This is a genomic window from Robinsoniella peoriensis, from assembly GCF_000797495.1.
Lineage (GTDB): Bacteria > Bacillota > Clostridia > Lachnospirales > Lachnospiraceae > Robinsoniella > Robinsoniella peoriensis.
This window is the reverse complement of the sequence record NZ_JTGN01000005.1, coordinates 85136-102797: the sequence shown is the minus strand read 5'-3', so window position 1 is coordinate 102797 and position 17662 is coordinate 85136. Positions and strand designations below refer to the sequence as shown.

The window sequence follows — 17662 nt, the reverse complement described above, 5'->3', positions numbered from 1 at the left end:
ATTTTGCTGGGAATAGCCCCTCATATCGTAGATATCGCCATTGCTATCTTGCTTTTTTTCATCATCAGCTGCATCTCAAAAGGACGCTTAAAACTGATTCAAAAGCTCTATGTGGCATCCTCCGTCTTTTTACTTATCTGGATGACTGCTATCCTGGGAATCTTATGTATTCCGGATTCCAGGAAGAACCTTTTGATGCTGATGGATGCCATAACCTGTTCGGCATGTGCCCTTATGGTCGTAACTACACTGTTGATTTCCATAACCTTTGTTAAACAGTTTACACATCTGCCAAAGGCATATTATTTATTATACCTGCTTCCTGTTATGACATCACTGATTGTATTTACCAATCCGTACCATCATTTATTTTACCGGAATTTTTCCATCTATGCTTCAGAGGTGGAGTTTGGTCCGCTGTTTATATTATCCGGTACCCAGTATTATGTTTATTGTATTGCTTCTATTATCATCAGTCTGCGCTATGGCTATAAATGCAGGAACAGGGGAATATTGTGGCAGGCATCCTTATTTGCCGCCGGTCTTGGGATACCGGTCCTTGTAAACTTAGTTGCAACGCTGAAAATACTCCCTCTGCCCATAACAGCCACACCACTGGCTTTTCTGGTAACGATAGCATTTCATGGTATTGCTATTTATTACCTGAATTTCCTGCAGATCAAGCCGACTGCCCAGGAAAATATTTTAAATAATATTTCAGACTGCTATGCAGTAATCTCCTCTGATGGCTTTATTCTGAATACGAATCAGGCTTTTGAGGAAACCTTTGGGGAATCTTACGGTATGAAGGTGGATACTTATCTTCAAAACGCCGTAGACGCTCTGGAAGACCGAAAAAAAGATGTAATCTATAACCTTTTGAATTTTTTTGACATCTGTAAACAGTCTATCAGTGTTATCTCTTATGAACAGGCTGTATTGCGTGAAGACGGAAAATTCTACTATTCCGTTGAAGTATCTCCCATCTTTCAGAAGAACAACATGGTGGGTGTTGTCGCTCTGTTAAAAGATGTGACCGAGCTAAAAGAAAACATGAAACGGGAACAGCTGAACTTAAGCCGTACCATGGAAAGAGAGCGCCTGGCGTCCCTGGGTCAGATGATGGGCGGGATCTCCCATAACCTGAAAACACCGATTATGTCCATCTCCGGTAATGTGGAAAGTCTGGGCAACCTGGTAACAGAATATGAACTCAGCATTGATGACCCTGCGGTAACTCTGGAAGACCATCAGGAAATCGCACAGGAAATGAGAGAATGGCTGGCTAAAATCCGCGGCTGCTGCAGCTATATGTCCGATATCATTACTACAGTAAAAGGTCTGGCTACTAATATGAACACCTCAGATATTGTAGAATTCTCCATGGACGAAGTCGTAAAAAAGGTACAGCTGCTGATGAATCACAGCCTGACAAAGAACAAATGCCAATTAACTATTATAAATAAGGTACCCCCTGAACTTTTATTAAATGGAGATGTAAATAATCTGGTACAGGTATTAAACAACCTGATTGATAATGCTGTGTACTCCATGAAAGAGACAGGCGGGGAAATCATATTGAATCCTTATCTGGAAGATGAGTTTATTATTATTAAAGTCGCTGATCACGGTCCCGGTATTTCGCCGGAGGTGAAAAAGAAGCTTTTTCACAGCATGATTACGACTAAGGGAGCAAATGGAACCGGTTTAGGCCTTTACAGTTCAGAAGGCCTGATAAGGGGTAAATTTGGTGGGAGTATGTGGGTAGAGGACAATCCGGCTGGCGGCGCTGTCTTCTACGTAAAAATTCCGGTATCCGCCGAATAAAATAAGCTAAAGAGAGGTATTAGTATGCGCAAGAACAGAATAGGTCGGGAAAAAAATGGTTTTTCAATGATGGTATTAGACGATGACTGTAATATCACCGATGCTCTGTCTTCTTATTTTGATGCATCCGGTTTTACCGTGGATACATCAAATGACCCAATAAATGCACTGGAACAAATGAAACAGCATTCTTATGATATACTGCTTCTCGACTTTTTGATGTCTCCAATCTGCGGCGATGAAGTATTGGCTCGCCTTCGGGAATTTGACCGGAGAATTTTTGTTATTTTACTGACCGGTCATAAAGAGATCGCACCGCCCCTGAATACAATCCGTGAATTAGATATCCAGGGTTATTTTGAAAAAACGGACCGTTTCGACCAATTGGAACTGCTGGTAGAAAGCAGCCTCAAATCCATCCGCCAGATAAGAACCATAGAAAGATATCAGGATGGACTTACCCAGATACTTTCCGGTATCCCCCGGCTTCATCATCTGCTTCCCTTAACAGATATAGCCGGACAGATCATGGATCAGATCCATCATTTACTTGGTAACCGGAATATTTTTGTGTGGCTGAAGCCCAGAAATATCATTCGTTCCATGCCGGTAGATGTACTCCCTGAGAACGTATTCTGCGGAACAGGCTGCTTTGATAAAGAATTCGAAACCTTTAGCAAAGAAGATTTTCAGGTCCGTATCGACCTGTTTCAGACCTGTTTGTCCGAAAATAAAATCATCAGTGAGGATAATCTAACGCTTCTCCCCCTCCCCGGCGGAAGGGATGCCTGGCTGGGGGTAATCGGACTGCGCAGACAGAACGCCCTGGATGAAGTGCAGGCTTATCTGGTCTCTGTATATGTGGAACAGATCTCCACCGCTTTACACAATACCATTTTAAATATTCTCTTAAACACCAATAACAAAGCACTTGCTGAAGCCATATCGAAATTAAAGGAAAGCTATATGCAGACAGTAGAAGCCCTTCGGCTTCTTGTAGATGCCAAAGATATCTATACCGGAGGCCATTCCGACCGGGTATCCTATTATAGCCTGAAGCTGGCGAAAGCACTGAACAAAAACGATTCCTTCTGTGAATGTGTACGTGTTGCGGGACTGCTCCATGACATTGGTAAAGTAGGGGTTGCAGACTCCGTACTGTGTAAAAATAAAGAACTGACTGACGAAGAATATGACAGTATCCGCCTCCATCCCAGAATGGGTGCAAAAATCCTCTCCTGCATCGACATGTTTCAGGATCTGGATGATATTGTTTTGTCCCATCATGAAAGATATGATGGCTGCGGATATCCCAATCAGCGCCAGGGAGAAGAGATTCCCCTCCAGGCACGTATCATCACTATTGCAGATGCCTTTGACGCTATGATGTCTAACCGCCATTACCGCAAGAAATTATCTCTGGAAAAAGCGCTCTGTGAATTGCGCGAAGGGAGAAACACACAATTCGACGGCAGGCTGGTTGATGTATTTATCAATATAGTTGAATCCAATTACGAACAAATGAACCAGGAATTACAGTGGACTTATTAAATCAGACCCCCATGGAGGAATTTATGAATCGAAAATATCCGCTAAATAAAATTCATCAATACACCACCTTACCGGAATGCCTGTCTAAAATGGCTCCTTTGCATAAAGATAATACGGCTGTTACCATTTTTAATTCCAGACGGGAGTTATTTGAATATTCTTACCAGCAGCTCTCCCGGGATATCTGCGCTTTCGCAAAAGCACTTACATCACTGGGACTCTCCCGCAAGCACATTGCCATTATCAGTGAAAACCGTTACGAATGGCTGGTAGCATTTTGGGCAGTCGGCTGCATTGGCAGCGTAACCGTAGCCATTGATGTGGAACAGACGGCTGTGGAGATCTGCCGCATGCTGGATCATGCCGACGTACAGGCTGCCGTGGTTTCCGGAGAATTTATTTCCCTGACGGAAGAAAGTACATTTCCTGCTGAGACCATTATTTCTATGGACTATGGGGAAAACGACCTTATCTTATCCTTTTGGGAATGCATCAGAAAATCATCTCCCTGCGATCCAGACGATACGTTGCTGGCTCCCGTTATGGCGGCGGTAAAGGAGGATGACCTGGCACTTCTAATCAATACCTCAGGGACTACCAGTGCATCAAAGCTGGTGATGCTCAGCCATGGAAACCTGCTGCACAATGCCTGTAACGCCCAGGCGCTGGTGACGACCGGAGACCGTGTTTTCACTCCCCTGCCCTTATACCATACCTATTCACTGGTTTGCGGCGCTATCAACGTCTTAACCCAGGGGCAGAACATCTGCATCAATGGGAACCTGAAAACATTGATGGAAGAACTGAAACTTTTTTCTCCCACCCTGATCTTATCTGTTCCTATGATTACCGAAACCCTTTTAAAGAGCATTCACCTGGAACAGGAACGATGCGGCATACGTGAGGAAGCAGCTAATGCTGTACAGAAGTATGAAAAGCTTCAAAAACTCCACCTGCCAGGCAAACCTTATCTGAATGATGCCGTCAAAAAGGTTCTTGGGGAAAACGCAACGCTGATTATCAGCGGCGGCGCTCATATGAATGAAGAAATATCAGGAGAGTTTCAAGCATACGGCATTACTGTTCTTCAGGGATACGGCATCACAGAATGCAGCCCTCTGGTAAGTGTCAACCGCAACAAAGACAATAAGTACGCGTCTGTAGGTCTGCTGCTTCCGGAAATGGAAGTTAAGTTTTCCAATGGGGAAATTCTTATAAAAGGACCCTCGGTATTTAAAGGGTATTATAAAAATCCTCAAATGACCAAAAAAACCTTTGAAGATGGCTGGTTTCGAACCGGGGATCTGGGATATATGGATCGCAAAGGCCATTTATATATCAGTGGACGAAAAAAGAACCTGATCGTATTCAGTAATGGAAAAAAAGTAGTTCCGGAAGAACTGGAAAAACGCATTTTAAAGCTTCCGCTGGTAAAAGAAGCCATGGTCTATGGTGCCAGTAACGGAAAAGCAGCCGATGATGTAAAGCTGTCCGTGATTATTTATGCCGACTCAGCCCAGACACACGGGATGTCCTCCTTTCAGGTACTGGAGCAGATTCAGGAAGAAGTATTGGAACTAAATCACGCGCTTCCTACTTATATGCGTATTTATTCTATAAAAATCTCCGAAACTGAATTTCGCAAAACATCCATTCAGAAATTGAAAAGAGGTGATACCGCCCATGACTGAGGAGCAGGCATTTAAAATTATTGAGGAAACCGTTTATCAGATCACTGGAATTAAAACTTTAACCTACGATACCAATTTTGTTGCAGATCTGGCTTTAAACTCTCTGGATGTTGCCAATCTGGTCTGTGCCTTTGAGGAACGTTTTCAAACAGAAATTCCTCTAAAAGATGTATGGCAGTTGAATCAGGTAAAGGATGTTGTGGAATATCTTACAAAAGATGGCGGGAAAAAACTTCTGTAAAACCATTAGAAAAAGCCGGTTTGTGGTGAGTATACATTATTGTTTATTCAGCACAAACCGGCTTTTCTCACAGGTAAGTAACCCCTCCCTGCGCATTCTTCCCAGCTCTGCAGACATTGCACTTCGCTCTACACAGAGGAAATCAGCCAGTTCCTGGCGGTTAAATGGTATCGTAAATGCATTGCTCCCGCTCCGGACAGCCTGCGCCGATAAATAAGACAAAATTTTTTCCCTGGTAGTTCTTTTGCTCATATGCTCCATTTTCTGTGTCAGCATCACATTTTTCCCGGCCAGAATACGAATCATATTTTCAATTAATCTGGCGTGGAATACACAGGTATTGGGACAATTGGTTATAATCCGCCGATAATCCACAAATAAAATCCGGGACTTCGCAGACGACATAACACTTACCGGAAGCTTCTCTTCTTCTCTGCAGGCAAATGCCTCTCCAAACAGATCTCCCTCTTCTAACTTTGCCAGTATGGTACGGTTTCCCCAGAAATCTTCCTTTAATACATATACTGCTCCGGATAAGATAACACCAATAGAAGAAGCTCTGTCTCCCGCCCGAAATATAAATTCGTTTTTCTCATATGCCGACTCCTTCGCATTCAGACATTTCATCAACTCGTTCAAATCATTTTCTTCGATACCTTTAAAAAGCGGTGACTGCATCATATTATTTTTCCTTTTTTTCATTTTTGTTGTAATTACAACAGAACTTTTCTTTTTAATATAGTAGAATTTGAGCATGAAGTCAAGGGATAAATCTTAAAACGTGTTTGAGAATTCAAGCTATAAACAATATATTTACGCGATATTGCAAGAAGACTTGTGATATGCAGGAGGAGGAATCTATATGATACGTAAAATTATAAAAATAAATGAGGAGAAATGCACGGGCTGCGGTATTTGTGCCGATGCCTGCCACGAAGGTGCTATCGGGATTGTAAAGGGCAAAGCTGTACTTCTGAGAGAAGATTATTGCGATGGTCTTGGCGACTGTCTGCCTGCTTGTCCCGAGGATGCTATTTCCTTTGAAGAAAGAGAGGCACCTGCTTACGATAAAGAAGCCGTTTTGGCGAACATGGCAGCAAAACGCAAATCACTGGCGCAGCCGGATACTTCTATGCAGCACCATGGGCACCACGGCGGATGTCCGGGAAGCAGATCCCACACAATCAGCCACGAAAGACACACACCCGTAAATACGGACAGCCCTGTCGTAAGCGAGCTCTCCCAATGGCCGGTACAGATCAAACTGGTTCCTGTACAGGCACCTTATTTTGACCAGGCGGATTTGTTAGTCGCAGCCGATTGTACTGCATTTTCCTATGGCAGTTTTCATCAGGACTTTATAAAGAATCATATCACACTGATTGGCTGCCCGAAGCTGGATGATGGGGATTATTCCGAAAAGCTCTCAGAAATCATCCGTTTAAATGATTTAAAAAGCATTACCATAGTACGCATGGAAGTTCCCTGCTGCGGAGGTATGGAACATGCAGTCAAAACTGCCCTGGCGCAAAGCGGTAAAAATTTAACCTGCCGGGTGGTAATTATTTCAATCGACGGTAAAATTCTGAAATCGGAATTTGTCTCTGTTTAGTTCAGACTTGCCTTTTCATTTATATGTAATTCAAGGTTACCATGAGCACTTTAGAGCGTGTCTTAAAACTGCTGTAGCTAAATGGTTGATCCGCTTTGCGGGAGATCGCTCTTTAAATTATAAATTAAAAAATATGGAGGAATTAATTATGAACAAAATGTTTTGCTTTCAATGTGAACAAACAGCCGGATGTACCGGTTGTACAGGAAAATCCGGGGTCTGCGGCAAAAAGGAAAGTACAGCCAGACTTCAGGACCAGTTAACAGGAGCACTGATTGGTCTTGCAAGAGCCACAGACGGCAATACCCCCTCTGCATCCACCCACCGCATTATGATTGAAGGATTATTTGCCACACTCACAAATGTAAGCTTTGATGATGAAGCAATTGAAAAGCTGATCAGCCGGGTACATCAGGAAAAGGATGCTTTAATTCCAAAATGCGGCTCCTGCGGATCTCCCTGTTCCAGAAATGATGACTATGATTGTGACATGCTCTGGAATGCCCAGGAGGACATACGAAGCTTAAAATCCCTGATCCTCTTCGGTCTGCGCGGTATGGCAGCTTATGCATACCATGCAATGGTACTGGGCTACCAGGATACACAAGTAAATGAGTTCTTTTACAAGGGCCTTTTCGCTGTTGGATATGATTACACCATGGAAGAACTTCTGCCTTTCGTAATGGAAACAGGTCAGGTCAACCTGAAATGTATGGAGCTTTTAGATACTGCAAATACAAAAACCTACGGAACCCCATCCCCAAAAACAGTTTCCCTTACTATGGAAAAAGGACCGTTTATTGTTATCTCCGGTCATGATCTCCACGATCTTGCACTGCTGCTGGAACAGACAAAGGACACGGGCATTCAGATCTATACCCATGGGGAAATGCTGCCTGCACATGCTTATCCAAAATTAAATGCTTATCCCCACTTAAAAGGACACTTCGGTACAGCATGGCAGAACCAGCAAAAAGAATTTGCTGACATTCCGGCTCCGGTACTGTTTACCACAAACTGCCTGATGCCGCCCAAAGAAAGTTACCAGGACCGTGTATTTACAACGGCTGAAGTTGCCTACCCTGGCATGGCCCATATTGATGAAGCGGGCGGCACAAAAGATTTCTCTCCTGTTATTAAAAAAGCCCTGGAACTGGGCGGTTATGACGAAGCAGTTACTATTCCCGGAATCAATGGCGGTACACAGGTAACTACCGGATTCGGACACGATACCGTTCTTGCCGCAGCAGATACCGTAATCAATGCTGTGAACTCCGGTGATTTGAAGCATATCTTCCTTGTTGGAGGATGTGACGGGGCAAAACCGGGCAGAAACTACTATACCGACTTCGTGAAACAAACACCGGCAGATTCCCTGATCCTCACTCTTGCCTGTGGAAAATTCCGTTTTAACGATTTAGACCTGGGAACACTGGGCGGACTGCCGCGTATCCTGGATATGGGACAGTGCAACGATGCATTCAGCGCCATTAAAGTAGCTGTTGCACTTGCAAATGCCTTCTCCTGTGATGTAAATGAACTGCCTCTGACCCTGGTGCTTTCCTGGTATGAACAAAAGGCTGTCTGCATCCTGCTGACACTCTTATCTCTTGGAATTAAGAATATTTACCTTGGTCCTACACTGCCGGCATTTATATCTCCAAACGTACTGGAATATCTGGTAGCTAATTTCAATATTCATCCGACAGGGGATGCGGGAGAAGATTTGAAGGAGATTCTTGGAAAATAATTAGAAGTCTTGCTTATCTTAAATAGGGGCATTTTCTAACCTTGCCGGAGCACTTTTTGGCGGCACGCGGGTATTCATGGAACTACATTTAAAAGGAGGAGGAAGCGGACAATTGCCTGCTTCCTCCTCCTTTCGTACACAGCCTATATCTAAATAGCGTCTACTTTTCAGTCAACACCATCTTAACGGCATTTATCCACCCCTCGTACTTGGCTTTTTGCATCGCTTTAGCCATTTGAGGTGTGAACTTAGTCCGCTTCATTCCGTCGAAGATCTGATTTTTGTCATACATTCCTACGGCGATTCCTGCGGCGTATGCCGCGCCGATTCCTGACAGTTCCTCCTGGTCGGGTACCTGTACTCCGATTCCCAGCATATCGCTTTGGAACTGCATTAAATAGCCATTTTTTGTGGGACCTCCGTCTACCCTGAGTTCGCCAATCTCAATTCCGGATTCATCACCCATGGCACGGACCACGTCCGTAATCTGGTATGCGATACATTCCAGTCCTGCACGCACAATTTCAGCCTGGCCTGTCGTTCTGGTAATACCGCTGATCATTGCAGCTGCCTTGCCGTCCCAGTAAGGTGCGGATAATCCTGAAAATGCAGGTACCAGATAAGTATGATCCTCCGGATTTGCCATTCTGGCCAGTTCTTCTGTATCCTTTGCAGACTGAATCAGCTTTAAATCTTCCTTCAGCCAGGTGATCACTGCACCGGTATAGTTTATATTCCCTTCCAGTACATAGTTCACTTTACCATCCATACTCCATGCCAGAGAAGTTACTACTTTTTTACTCAGTACCGGCTCTTCTCCGATATTCATCATCACCGAAGATCCGGTACCGTATGTGGTTTTTATCATGCCTTTTTCCAGACATCCCTGTCCAAATAACGCACCATGGGAATCTCCCATAACACCACGTATCGCTACCGGGTGATCAAAATATCCTTCGAAATCCGTTTCTCCGTAATAGCCATTAGAATCAGTCACTTCAGCCAGACATTTCACTGGTATACCAAATAAACCGCACACTTCTTCGTCCCAGGTCAATGTACTGATATTAAACATCTGGGTTCTGCTGGCATTGGAATAATCCGTACGGAATATTTTATGTCCGGTCAGTTTATAGACCAGCCAGCTGTCGATTGTACCGCAGCAAAGTTCACCACGATCAGCCTTTTCTCGGGCTCCCGGAATATTCTGTAATACCCATGCAATCTTTCCCGCTGAAAAATAGGGAGACAGCTGCAATCCCGTATGTAAACGGATCATTTCACCGCAGCCTTTCTCTTCTATCTGATTACAGATAGCTTCCCCTCTTGCACACTGCCAGACAACGGCATCTGCAACCGGTTGACCGCTTTCTTTTTCCCAAACCAGTGCTGTTTCCCTCTGGTTACTGATGCCGATAACTTCAATTTTATTCTTATCAATCTTATTCTCTTCCAGCAGGTTCTTAACTGCCTGGACTGTATTCCGATAGATTTCCATCGGATTATGAGATACCCAGCCTTTTTCATTTATAATCTGCTCATGAGGCAGGTCACTCCGGTAAAGGAGCGCTCCTTCCTCATCAAAAAGCAATGCTTTCGTTCCCTGGGTACTCTGATCTATTCCTAAAACATACTTTTTCGCCATAGTTACACCCTCTGAATAGCACAAGCTGGCTTGCACTATTCCTGAATTAGTAGTTTGAAAGTGATTTTCTTTCACACTTATCTCCATGAATAGCGCAAGCCAGCTTGTGCTATTCCAAATCAGCAGTGTGAAAGCGATTTTCTTTCACACTTATCTCCATGAATAGCGCAAGCCAGCTTGTGCTATTCCAAATCAGCAGTGTGAAAGTGCTTTTCTTTCACACTTATCTCCATGAATAGCGCAAGCCAGCTTGTGCTATTCCAAATCAGCAGTGTGAAAGTGCTTTTCTTTCACACTTTCCTCACATGCCCCATTTACTGCACAACATCTCAGCAAAATGGGAATACAGTTTTTTATAACATTCTATTTCTTCATTGCCAATATACAAATTACTGCAGAATTTCCAGGGCTTTCTTTACAATCCCCTCTGCATTCAAGCCATAGTAATCAAATACTTCTTTTGACGTACCGGTGATAACAGGAGCGTCCGGCAGGGTCATATTGATGACTTTTTTCGGGCATTCGCTGGCAACTGCCTGGCTGACCATTGATCCCAGACCTCCAAAGGGTGCATGCTCTTCGATTGTGATCACTGCCTTCGCATTTCCGGCAGCCTTCACTACTGCTTCTTTATCCAGTGGTTTCACACAGTACATATCCAGAACTGTTGCCCCAATCCCTTTTTCTTTTAACATAGCAGCTGCATCTACAGCCGGTTTTACCATTTCACCGCAGGCAACAATTGCAAGATCACTACCTTGTGTAACAACGGTTGCTTTATCCATTTCAAATGGAACATTTCCTTCTTCATAGATATCTTCTACTGCATTTCTGCCGACACGGATGTATGCCGGTTTTTCATCCTGCAGCAAAGCTTCTACCAGACACTTTGTCTGATGTCTGTCACTTGGAAGGTAAACTCTCATGTTGGGAACACTGGCAAGCGCCGCAATATCCTGTGCAGAATGATGACTCATTCCAAGGGCACCATAACTGATCCCGCCGCTGATACCGATTAATTTCACATTCGTATTAGAGTATGCCACATCTACTTTAGCCTGTTCAAAGCTTCTTGTTGATAAGAAGCAGGCAGGAGAAGCCGCAAATGGTTTCTTGCCGCACTTTGCAAGTCCTGCTGAAATACTTACCAGGTTCTGCTCTGCGATTCCCACTTCAACAAACTGATCCGGATGAGCCTTCGTAAATGGAGCCAGGGATGCGGAACCTCTGGAGTCACTGCATAATACCACAATATCTTTATCGGTGTTTGCTTTTTCAATTAATACATCACATATAGCCTGACGATTTGGAATCTTATTCATGAAGAGCCGCCTCCTTTTTCTCTGCTAATTCAATAGTTGCTTTTTCGTATTCATCTGCAGTTGGTACTTTGTGGTGCCATGCTGCCTGATTTTCCATAAAGGAAACGCCACAGCCCTTTGTAGTGTCTGCAATGACTACCGTTGGTTTTCCTTTGACCGTTTTAGCTTCTTCGAATGCTGCATTTAAAGCATCAATATTATTTCCGTCTGCATGAACTACATGCCATCCAAAGCTGCCAAATCTGGCATCCAGATCATCATGTGCCATAACCTCTTCCGTACCTCCGGAAATCTGAAGACGGTTTCTGTCGACCACTGCAACAAGGTTATCTAATTTATAATGTCCTGCTGCCATAGCACCTTCCCATACGGAGCCTTCCGCAAGTTCACCATCGCCCATAACCGTATAAACGCGGTAATCCTTTTGATTCATCTTACCTGCCAGCGCCATGCCGACACAGACAGGAAGTCCATGTCCCAGGGAACCGGAGTTCATCTCAATACCTGGAAGTTTATTATTGGGATGTCCGATATATTTGCTCCCAAAGGTAGAAAACTGCTCAATTACTTCATCAATAGGAAAGAATCCTTTTGCAGCAAGTACGCTGTAATATGCTTCTACTGAATGACCTTTACTGAGAACAATACGGTCTCTGTTTTCATCATCCTGGTTATCAGGAGAAATATTCATCTGCTTAAAATAAAGGGTAACCAAAACGTCCATCACACTAAAATCACCGCCGATATGACCGGTCTTTGCTTTATAGATCATATCCAGGACATTTTTTCGCAGTTCAAATGACAATGCTTTTAAATTCTTCATAGATTCATTCTCCTCTTAAATATGCTTTCACATCTTCTTCAATCGGATCATATAAATCCGGTTTCACATTGATGTATTTACATGCTTCATATAATACAGGTACAACATTTTTATGAATACCTACGCAGTGATGGATGTAAGGTCCGCAGACGATTTTATCCTCCAGGCGCTTAATATTATCCACTTCTACCCAGAGATAGGTTCCCATACCCTTTGGTCCGTCCACGCCTTTTGCATTTCCAAGAAGCATCGAATATTCTCCATTGTCTCCATCAAATCTGACAAGCGTAACTTCTCCGTGTCTGGCTTCTGCCGTAATGCTTCCCGGATGATCAAATGCCAGCGGATAAGTCAGCTTCGGCGTTTCTCTTGCAACGGAAATCGGCCATGGACCGCAGTGCTGCAGCAATTCTCCATTTTCAATATCCGGATGGCGGATGGTCCAGTCAGCAAAGAAACTTCTTGTCTCGTCCATGCCTGCTGCTTCTACCAATAAGGAAGTAATCGCTCCGTGGATGTCTGTTTCACAAACAACCGGGATACCTTCATCATTTAATAACGCATTGGCGGCACAAGGCATAATTCCAATTTCTGACTGCAGGCAGTTCCAGCACTGAATCGCAATCGCATTACAGCCGTACTTTGTCGCCAGACTCTTCATAGCTACTTTCAATGCAGCCACATTTTCCACTTCATCCTCTTTGATCTGGATTTCCATATTTTCTTTTATGTAAGCAATTACCTTCTCTACTTCAGTTTTCTCTGCTTTTACTTTCTTCATCTCCTGCGTCAGTTCCGGCATCGGAATCGGGGAAAGCTGAATATTAAACTTCTCCAGAAGTTCGCCTTCATTACACATCGTCGTCCAGAAATCAAAAGGTCTTGTGGAAATCTGTAAGATACGGATTTTCTTAAATGTTTTTACTACATTACAGACAGCCATGAAATCCTTTAAGCCACGCTCAAAAACCGGATCATTTAATCTGCAGTTGGTCATATAGGTAAATGGAATCTGGAATCTTCTTAAAACCTTGCCGGTTGCAAATAATCCGCACTGGGTATCACGCAGACGAACACCATTTTCATCTGGTCTTTCATCCAGCGGTCCCCATAATAAAACAGGTACGTTTAACTCTTTAGCCAGTCTTGCACATTCATATTCCGTACCGAAATTGCAATGCGGAAGGAATAAACCGTCAATCTTCTCTGTTTTGAATTTCTCAGCAATTTTCAGCATATCTTCATCATTATAAAGAAGTCCTTCTTCGTTGATATCTGTAATATCCACAAAGTCTACGCCCAGTTCCTTCAACCGGTCAGCTGTAAGACCTCTGTATTTGATTGCGTCCGGAGCACTGAAAATACTCCTTCTGGTAGGTGCATAACCTAATTTGATATGTGCCATAATCCTTACCTCCAATTTGATTTTTCATGTTTCATTTATTTACTTTGTATTTATCTTTTTCTATACTTATATTATAAACGTTTATGTAAATAATTCAAGTATTTTTATATAAAATTTTATTCTTATATTTAATTTTTGTTGTTTTCCTCTAATTTTGCAGTACTTAATTTGTGAAAAACATCTTTTATATTAGTAGTAATACGCTTTTTACATCAAATATGGCGAATCGCTATAAATATTCATATAAATTTTACTATAATTTTTTATATAAACGAACTGAATTATTATTTATATAAAATTCCGTAACTCTTATATTTAGCTTTTATCCACAGCAAAAAGGGCACGACTCCCGTCATGCCCAATCTTACCTATATCATTTATAAAAATTTCTGCTTTTCTATTTTCATACACGCCGAAGCCGCACTGCCATGTATTCCTTCCCTGGCAGTTCCACTTTAAACTTCCCGGATGCCACGCCTTTCTTTTCTATTGTCATTTCCCAGGTATCGATCACTTCCACTTCAAATCTGCTCTCTTCATCAAAATAAAACTCCCGAAAAGCAGGACGATTGAATCCATAATAGCACAAATAATAATCCTGTACCGGTTTGCCTGCTGCTGTGGTGGATTCAGCCGTTGCACATATTTCATCCCATCCTCTTTGTATTGGCATCAGCCCCATACCTGGTGTTTCACTTAATATACGATAGAGGAATTTGAACCTTTCCGGGCTGTCTCCGTGAAGTTCACCGCCGTGGGACCACCAGAGAATATCCTGGGGATGCATATAAGTTTCTCCATGTCCTGCATAGCCGCCCCGAAGGGATGCCTCCCAAAATCTCCTGGTAAGTTCCCTTCCACTGATATTTCCCCATCCATGCTGAATATTCCCTTCATAGGCTATTTCATCCAGCACAATCGGTTTCTTATACCGCTCTCTCCACTCTGTTACCAGTTCAGCAGATTTATAGACATCCTGCCGCTGGATACTGCAATGGGTAATCCATGGTCTGGAGTGGTCGTAAAAAGGTTTGCAGTTATGGATGGAACGCAGATGGGCATATGGGTCAAAATCACAGATGATCTTCGCATAACGCTCCCAGTCCGCTATGGATTTTTGAGGCATCAGATCGTATTCGTTTGCCAGGGACCACCACACATTTCGATAAGCTGCAAAGCGGGCAATTACATATTTCCAATACAGATCATCACATTTTTCATTCATCATGCTAAATCCCCATCGGTCATATGGGTGCATCACAATGAGATCCGCTTCAATTCCCAGATCACGAAGCTGCCCGATGCACTTTTCAATATGCTGGAAATGCTCTGTGTTAAACCGTTCAAAATCCCAGTCATTGCCCTCTGCCAACCCATTGTATTCCATAAAGTTTTCCTTGGTGAGCACCGAGCTTTCACAAGGGGATCCCACATACGGATAAGATCTTGGTTCTGTCAGGTTATAGTCATAATGCTTTGGAAAAATGCAAAACCGGATTTTATTAAATGCACTGTTCTTCAAGGTCTCCAGTGTTTTGTCCTGTAACTCTTCAGACTGCAGTTCCCATACATAACAGGTAGTTCCGATGGAATAATATGGGGTTCCGTCTTCATAAGCAAAATGATATGTATTAGCCACATGCACCGGTCCATGGTTATCCCTGGATGGAGCCGTTACAATAAAATCCCCTTTTACTGTCTCATCGCTAAAATTTCCTGTAATCTCAAATGTATAATTCTCCTCAAAAGATGGCATAAACCGTATTTTGTAAATCCCATTTCCGTCATAGAACCCATCTATGCTTTTTACTTCATTCTTACTTTCAAATACACCCCGGATCTGATAATCCACAAAAGGATTTCCATCATCCGGTCCTTCGCAGGCAATCTCCAGTATATCCCACTTTTCAATTTGTTTCTCATAGCCGCGTAATTTCATGTCTATATCCTCGCTTTCCCGGCAGACAGTTCTGTCTGACTGCCATTTCCTATCCCTTTTTATGAAACATCACGATTTCACAGCTCCTGCCATACCTTCTACAAAATAGCGCTGGAAAATCAGATAGACTGCCAATACCGGTATCACCGATAAGAGTACACCGGCACAGAGATAACCATAATCCGTACCATGTTCCCCAACAAAAGTCATAATACCTACCGGAACCGTCTTCTTCATATTATCATTTATAATAACGCTTGCTAAAAGGTATTCATTCCAGGTTGCCAGAAAATCCGTTATAATAAGCGTCGCCACTGCCGGTTTTGCAATGGGAAGTAATATCCGCCAGAACATCTGCCACCTGGTACAGCCATCAATATAAGCCGCCTCATCGATATCCTTTGGTATCCCTTTAAAAAATCCTCTGAGTATCAAAATGCCGTAAGAAATTCCAAAACCAACATATACATAAAATAAACCGAAATAAGAATTTAAAAGATTTAATTTACTGTAGATAATATTGATCGGAACCAGTGCTGTCTGCATGGGAAGCATCATTCCCACCAGGAAAAACACAAACCATCCGGTTTTATGTTTGATATTCAGCCTGGTTAGTGCAAAAGCAGCAAGAGCTTCAATAACAATTCCAATGGGCACCTTCAGACCGGAAACAATCAGGTCGTTTTTCATGTAAGTAAGCAGTCTTCCTTTGGTAATTGCATTGGTAAAGTTATCCCAGGCAATCTCTGTCGGAACGCTGAACAGGCTGAGCCCGCTGTAGAAATCTTTTTTTCCTTTGATCGCTGTCAGAAGCAGGGTGAGCATAGGAACAATCCAGATCAGCGCCAGTACCGCCAATATGACATACAGGATCACTTTTTTTGAAAATTTCATCTGTTTTCCGTCCATAACAGCCTCCTAATCTTCTTTCGCCGTAAATACAACATACGGCACAATTACAACCAGCATGATGATAACCATAATACACGCTACCGTCGTTCCCATACCTACATTATTGTACTGGAAAGTCTGAGAATACATATAGGTAGACAGCATCTGTGTGGAGTTATTTGGCCCACCGCCGGTAAGTCCCTGCACCACATCAAATACTTTCATGGCTGCCACTACCAGAGTCGCTATGACGATTACAAATGTCTCTTTCAGAAGCGGTACAGTAATAAAGAAAAATTTCTTAATGCCGGATGCCCCATCAATCGTTGCTGCCTCCAGTACATCAATTGATACTGCCTGAAGTCCCGCGAGAAACAGAATCATAGGCTGACCGATTGCCTGCCATAAAGATGCCGCAAAAATTGCATATAAGCTAACATTCGGATCTGATATCCAGCTCTGGGAAAAATTAATTCCAAGTGCCTGGCAGAATTGATTAATAAATCCGATATTAGGGTTATAAATCCATCTCCAGATAATCGATACAGCGATTGGAGCGATTACACATGGAAAATAAAAGAATCCACGAAAAAATGTGCGCCCCTTAAATTTCTTATTCAATATTACTGCAAAGGCCAGTGCTACCGTCATCGTAACAAAAACAGTCAGCACAATCCAAATCAGATTATTTTTAATAGCGGTTATAAAAATCGGGTCATTAGTAAATAACTGTATGTAATTTTTTGCCCCTACAAATTCCATATCGCCGATTCCATTCCATTTGAACAGGCTTATAAAAAAGGAATAACACACTGGCGCAACAATTACGGAGAGATAGATAATCCCTGCCGGAATCATAAATGCATATGCACCCCAGTCTATTTTAGTTTTTTTCTTCATGGTTTCACTCCAATCTATTGTTATCCGGCAGGCAAAGCAATCCACCCGCCGGTACAGAATCATGG

General features: G+C 42.9%; 14 protein-coding genes. 6 read left to right on the top strand and 8 right to left on the bottom strand.

Going from position 1 to position 17662, the window contains the following annotated elements; translation table 11 throughout:
- Positions 1-3 precede the first annotated feature (3 nt).
- From QR40_RS11490 to QR40_RS11475, 4 genes are read left to right on the top strand one after another with little or no spacing between them, the layout of a single operon-like run.
- Complete coding sequence (locus QR40_RS11490; protein ID WP_242858492.1) at positions 4-1827, top strand: histidine kinase N-terminal 7TM domain-containing protein; 1824 nt, start codon at positions 4-6, stop codon at positions 1825-1827.
- A 24-nt stretch (positions 1828-1851) separates the two neighbouring features.
- The gene (locus tag QR40_RS11485; protein ID WP_044295071.1) at positions 1852-3378 is read left to right on the top strand and encodes an HD domain-containing response regulator; all 1527 of its coding nucleotides are present in this window, start codon (positions 1852-1854) and stop codon (positions 3376-3378) included.
- A gap of 23 nt (positions 3379-3401) precedes the next feature.
- The gene (locus QR40_RS11480; protein ID WP_044295069.1) at positions 3402-5069 is read left to right on the top strand and encodes an AMP-dependent synthetase/ligase; all 1668 of its coding nucleotides are present in this window, start codon (positions 3402-3404) and stop codon (positions 5067-5069) included.
- A complete protein-coding gene (locus QR40_RS11475; protein ID WP_044295068.1) occupies positions 5062-5310 on the top strand; it encodes an acyl carrier protein in 249 nt (82 codons plus the stop codon). The genes QR40_RS11480 and QR40_RS11475 overlap by 8 nt, the downstream gene beginning before the upstream one ends.
- Positions 5311-5346: 36 nt before the next feature.
- Here the strand turns inward: QR40_RS11475 and QR40_RS11470 are convergent, their stop codons facing one another.
- Positions 5347-6012: a Crp/Fnr family transcriptional regulator gene (locus QR40_RS11470; RefSeq protein ID WP_027294581.1), complete on the bottom strand. Its 666-nt coding sequence runs from the start codon at positions 6010-6012 to the stop codon at positions 5347-5349.
- 160 nt (positions 6013-6172) lie between these two features.
- Here QR40_RS11470 and QR40_RS11465 point away from each other — a divergent pair, with 160 nt between their 5' ends.
- On the top strand, positions 6173-6922 hold the full coding sequence (locus tag QR40_RS11465) for an ATP-binding protein (RefSeq protein ID WP_044295067.1): 750 nt from the start codon (positions 6173-6175) through the stop codon (positions 6920-6922).
- A gap of 145 nt (positions 6923-7067) precedes the next feature.
- Positions 7068-8672 (top strand): hydroxylamine reductase, encoded by a 1605-nt coding sequence (gene hcp / locus QR40_RS11460; protein ID WP_334291785.1) that lies wholly within the window; start codon positions 7068-7070, stop codon positions 8670-8672.
- 160 nt (positions 8673-8832) lie between these two features.
- On the opposite strand, the gene QR40_RS11455 is transcribed toward hcp, so the two are convergent.
- The 7 genes from QR40_RS11455 to QR40_RS11425 all read right to left on the bottom strand — a co-directional run bounded on the left by QR40_RS11455 (position 8833) and on the right by QR40_RS11425 (position 17597).
- Entirely contained in the window at positions 8833-10317 is a 1485-nt protein-coding gene (locus QR40_RS11455; protein WP_027294584.1) for an FGGY-family carbohydrate kinase, read from the bottom strand.
- A 389-nt stretch (positions 10318-10706) separates the two neighbouring features.
- Positions 10707-11639: a transketolase family protein gene (locus QR40_RS11450; protein ID WP_027294585.1), complete on the bottom strand. Its 933-nt coding sequence runs from the start codon at positions 11637-11639 to the stop codon at positions 10707-10709.
- Positions 11632-12462 carry a transketolase gene (locus QR40_RS11445; protein WP_044295066.1) on the bottom strand — a complete coding sequence of 277 codons (831 nt, stop codon included), beginning with the start codon at positions 12460-12462 and terminating at the stop codon, positions 11632-11634. Before QR40_RS11445 ends, QR40_RS11450 begins: the two co-directional genes overlap by 8 nt.
- A gap of 4 nt (positions 12463-12466) precedes the next feature.
- A complete protein-coding gene (locus QR40_RS11440) occupies positions 12467-13867 on the bottom strand; it encodes an L-fucose/L-arabinose isomerase family protein (RefSeq protein WP_044295065.1) in 1401 nt (466 codons plus the stop codon).
- 403 nt (positions 13868-14270) lie between these two features.
- Positions 14271-15806 (bottom strand): DUF5605 domain-containing protein, encoded by a 1536-nt coding sequence (locus tag QR40_RS11435; RefSeq protein ID WP_044295064.1) that lies wholly within the window; start codon positions 15804-15806, stop codon positions 14271-14273.
- A 69-nt stretch (positions 15807-15875) separates the two neighbouring features.
- The gene (locus QR40_RS11430; protein ID WP_044295063.1) at positions 15876-16715 is read right to left on the bottom strand and encodes a carbohydrate ABC transporter permease; all 840 of its coding nucleotides are present in this window, start codon (positions 16713-16715) and stop codon (positions 15876-15878) included.
- A gap of 9 nt (positions 16716-16724) precedes the next feature.
- Entirely contained in the window at positions 16725-17597 is an 873-nt protein-coding gene (locus QR40_RS11425; RefSeq protein ID WP_027294590.1) for a carbohydrate ABC transporter permease, read from the bottom strand.
- Between the last annotated feature and the right edge of the window lie 65 nt (positions 17598-17662).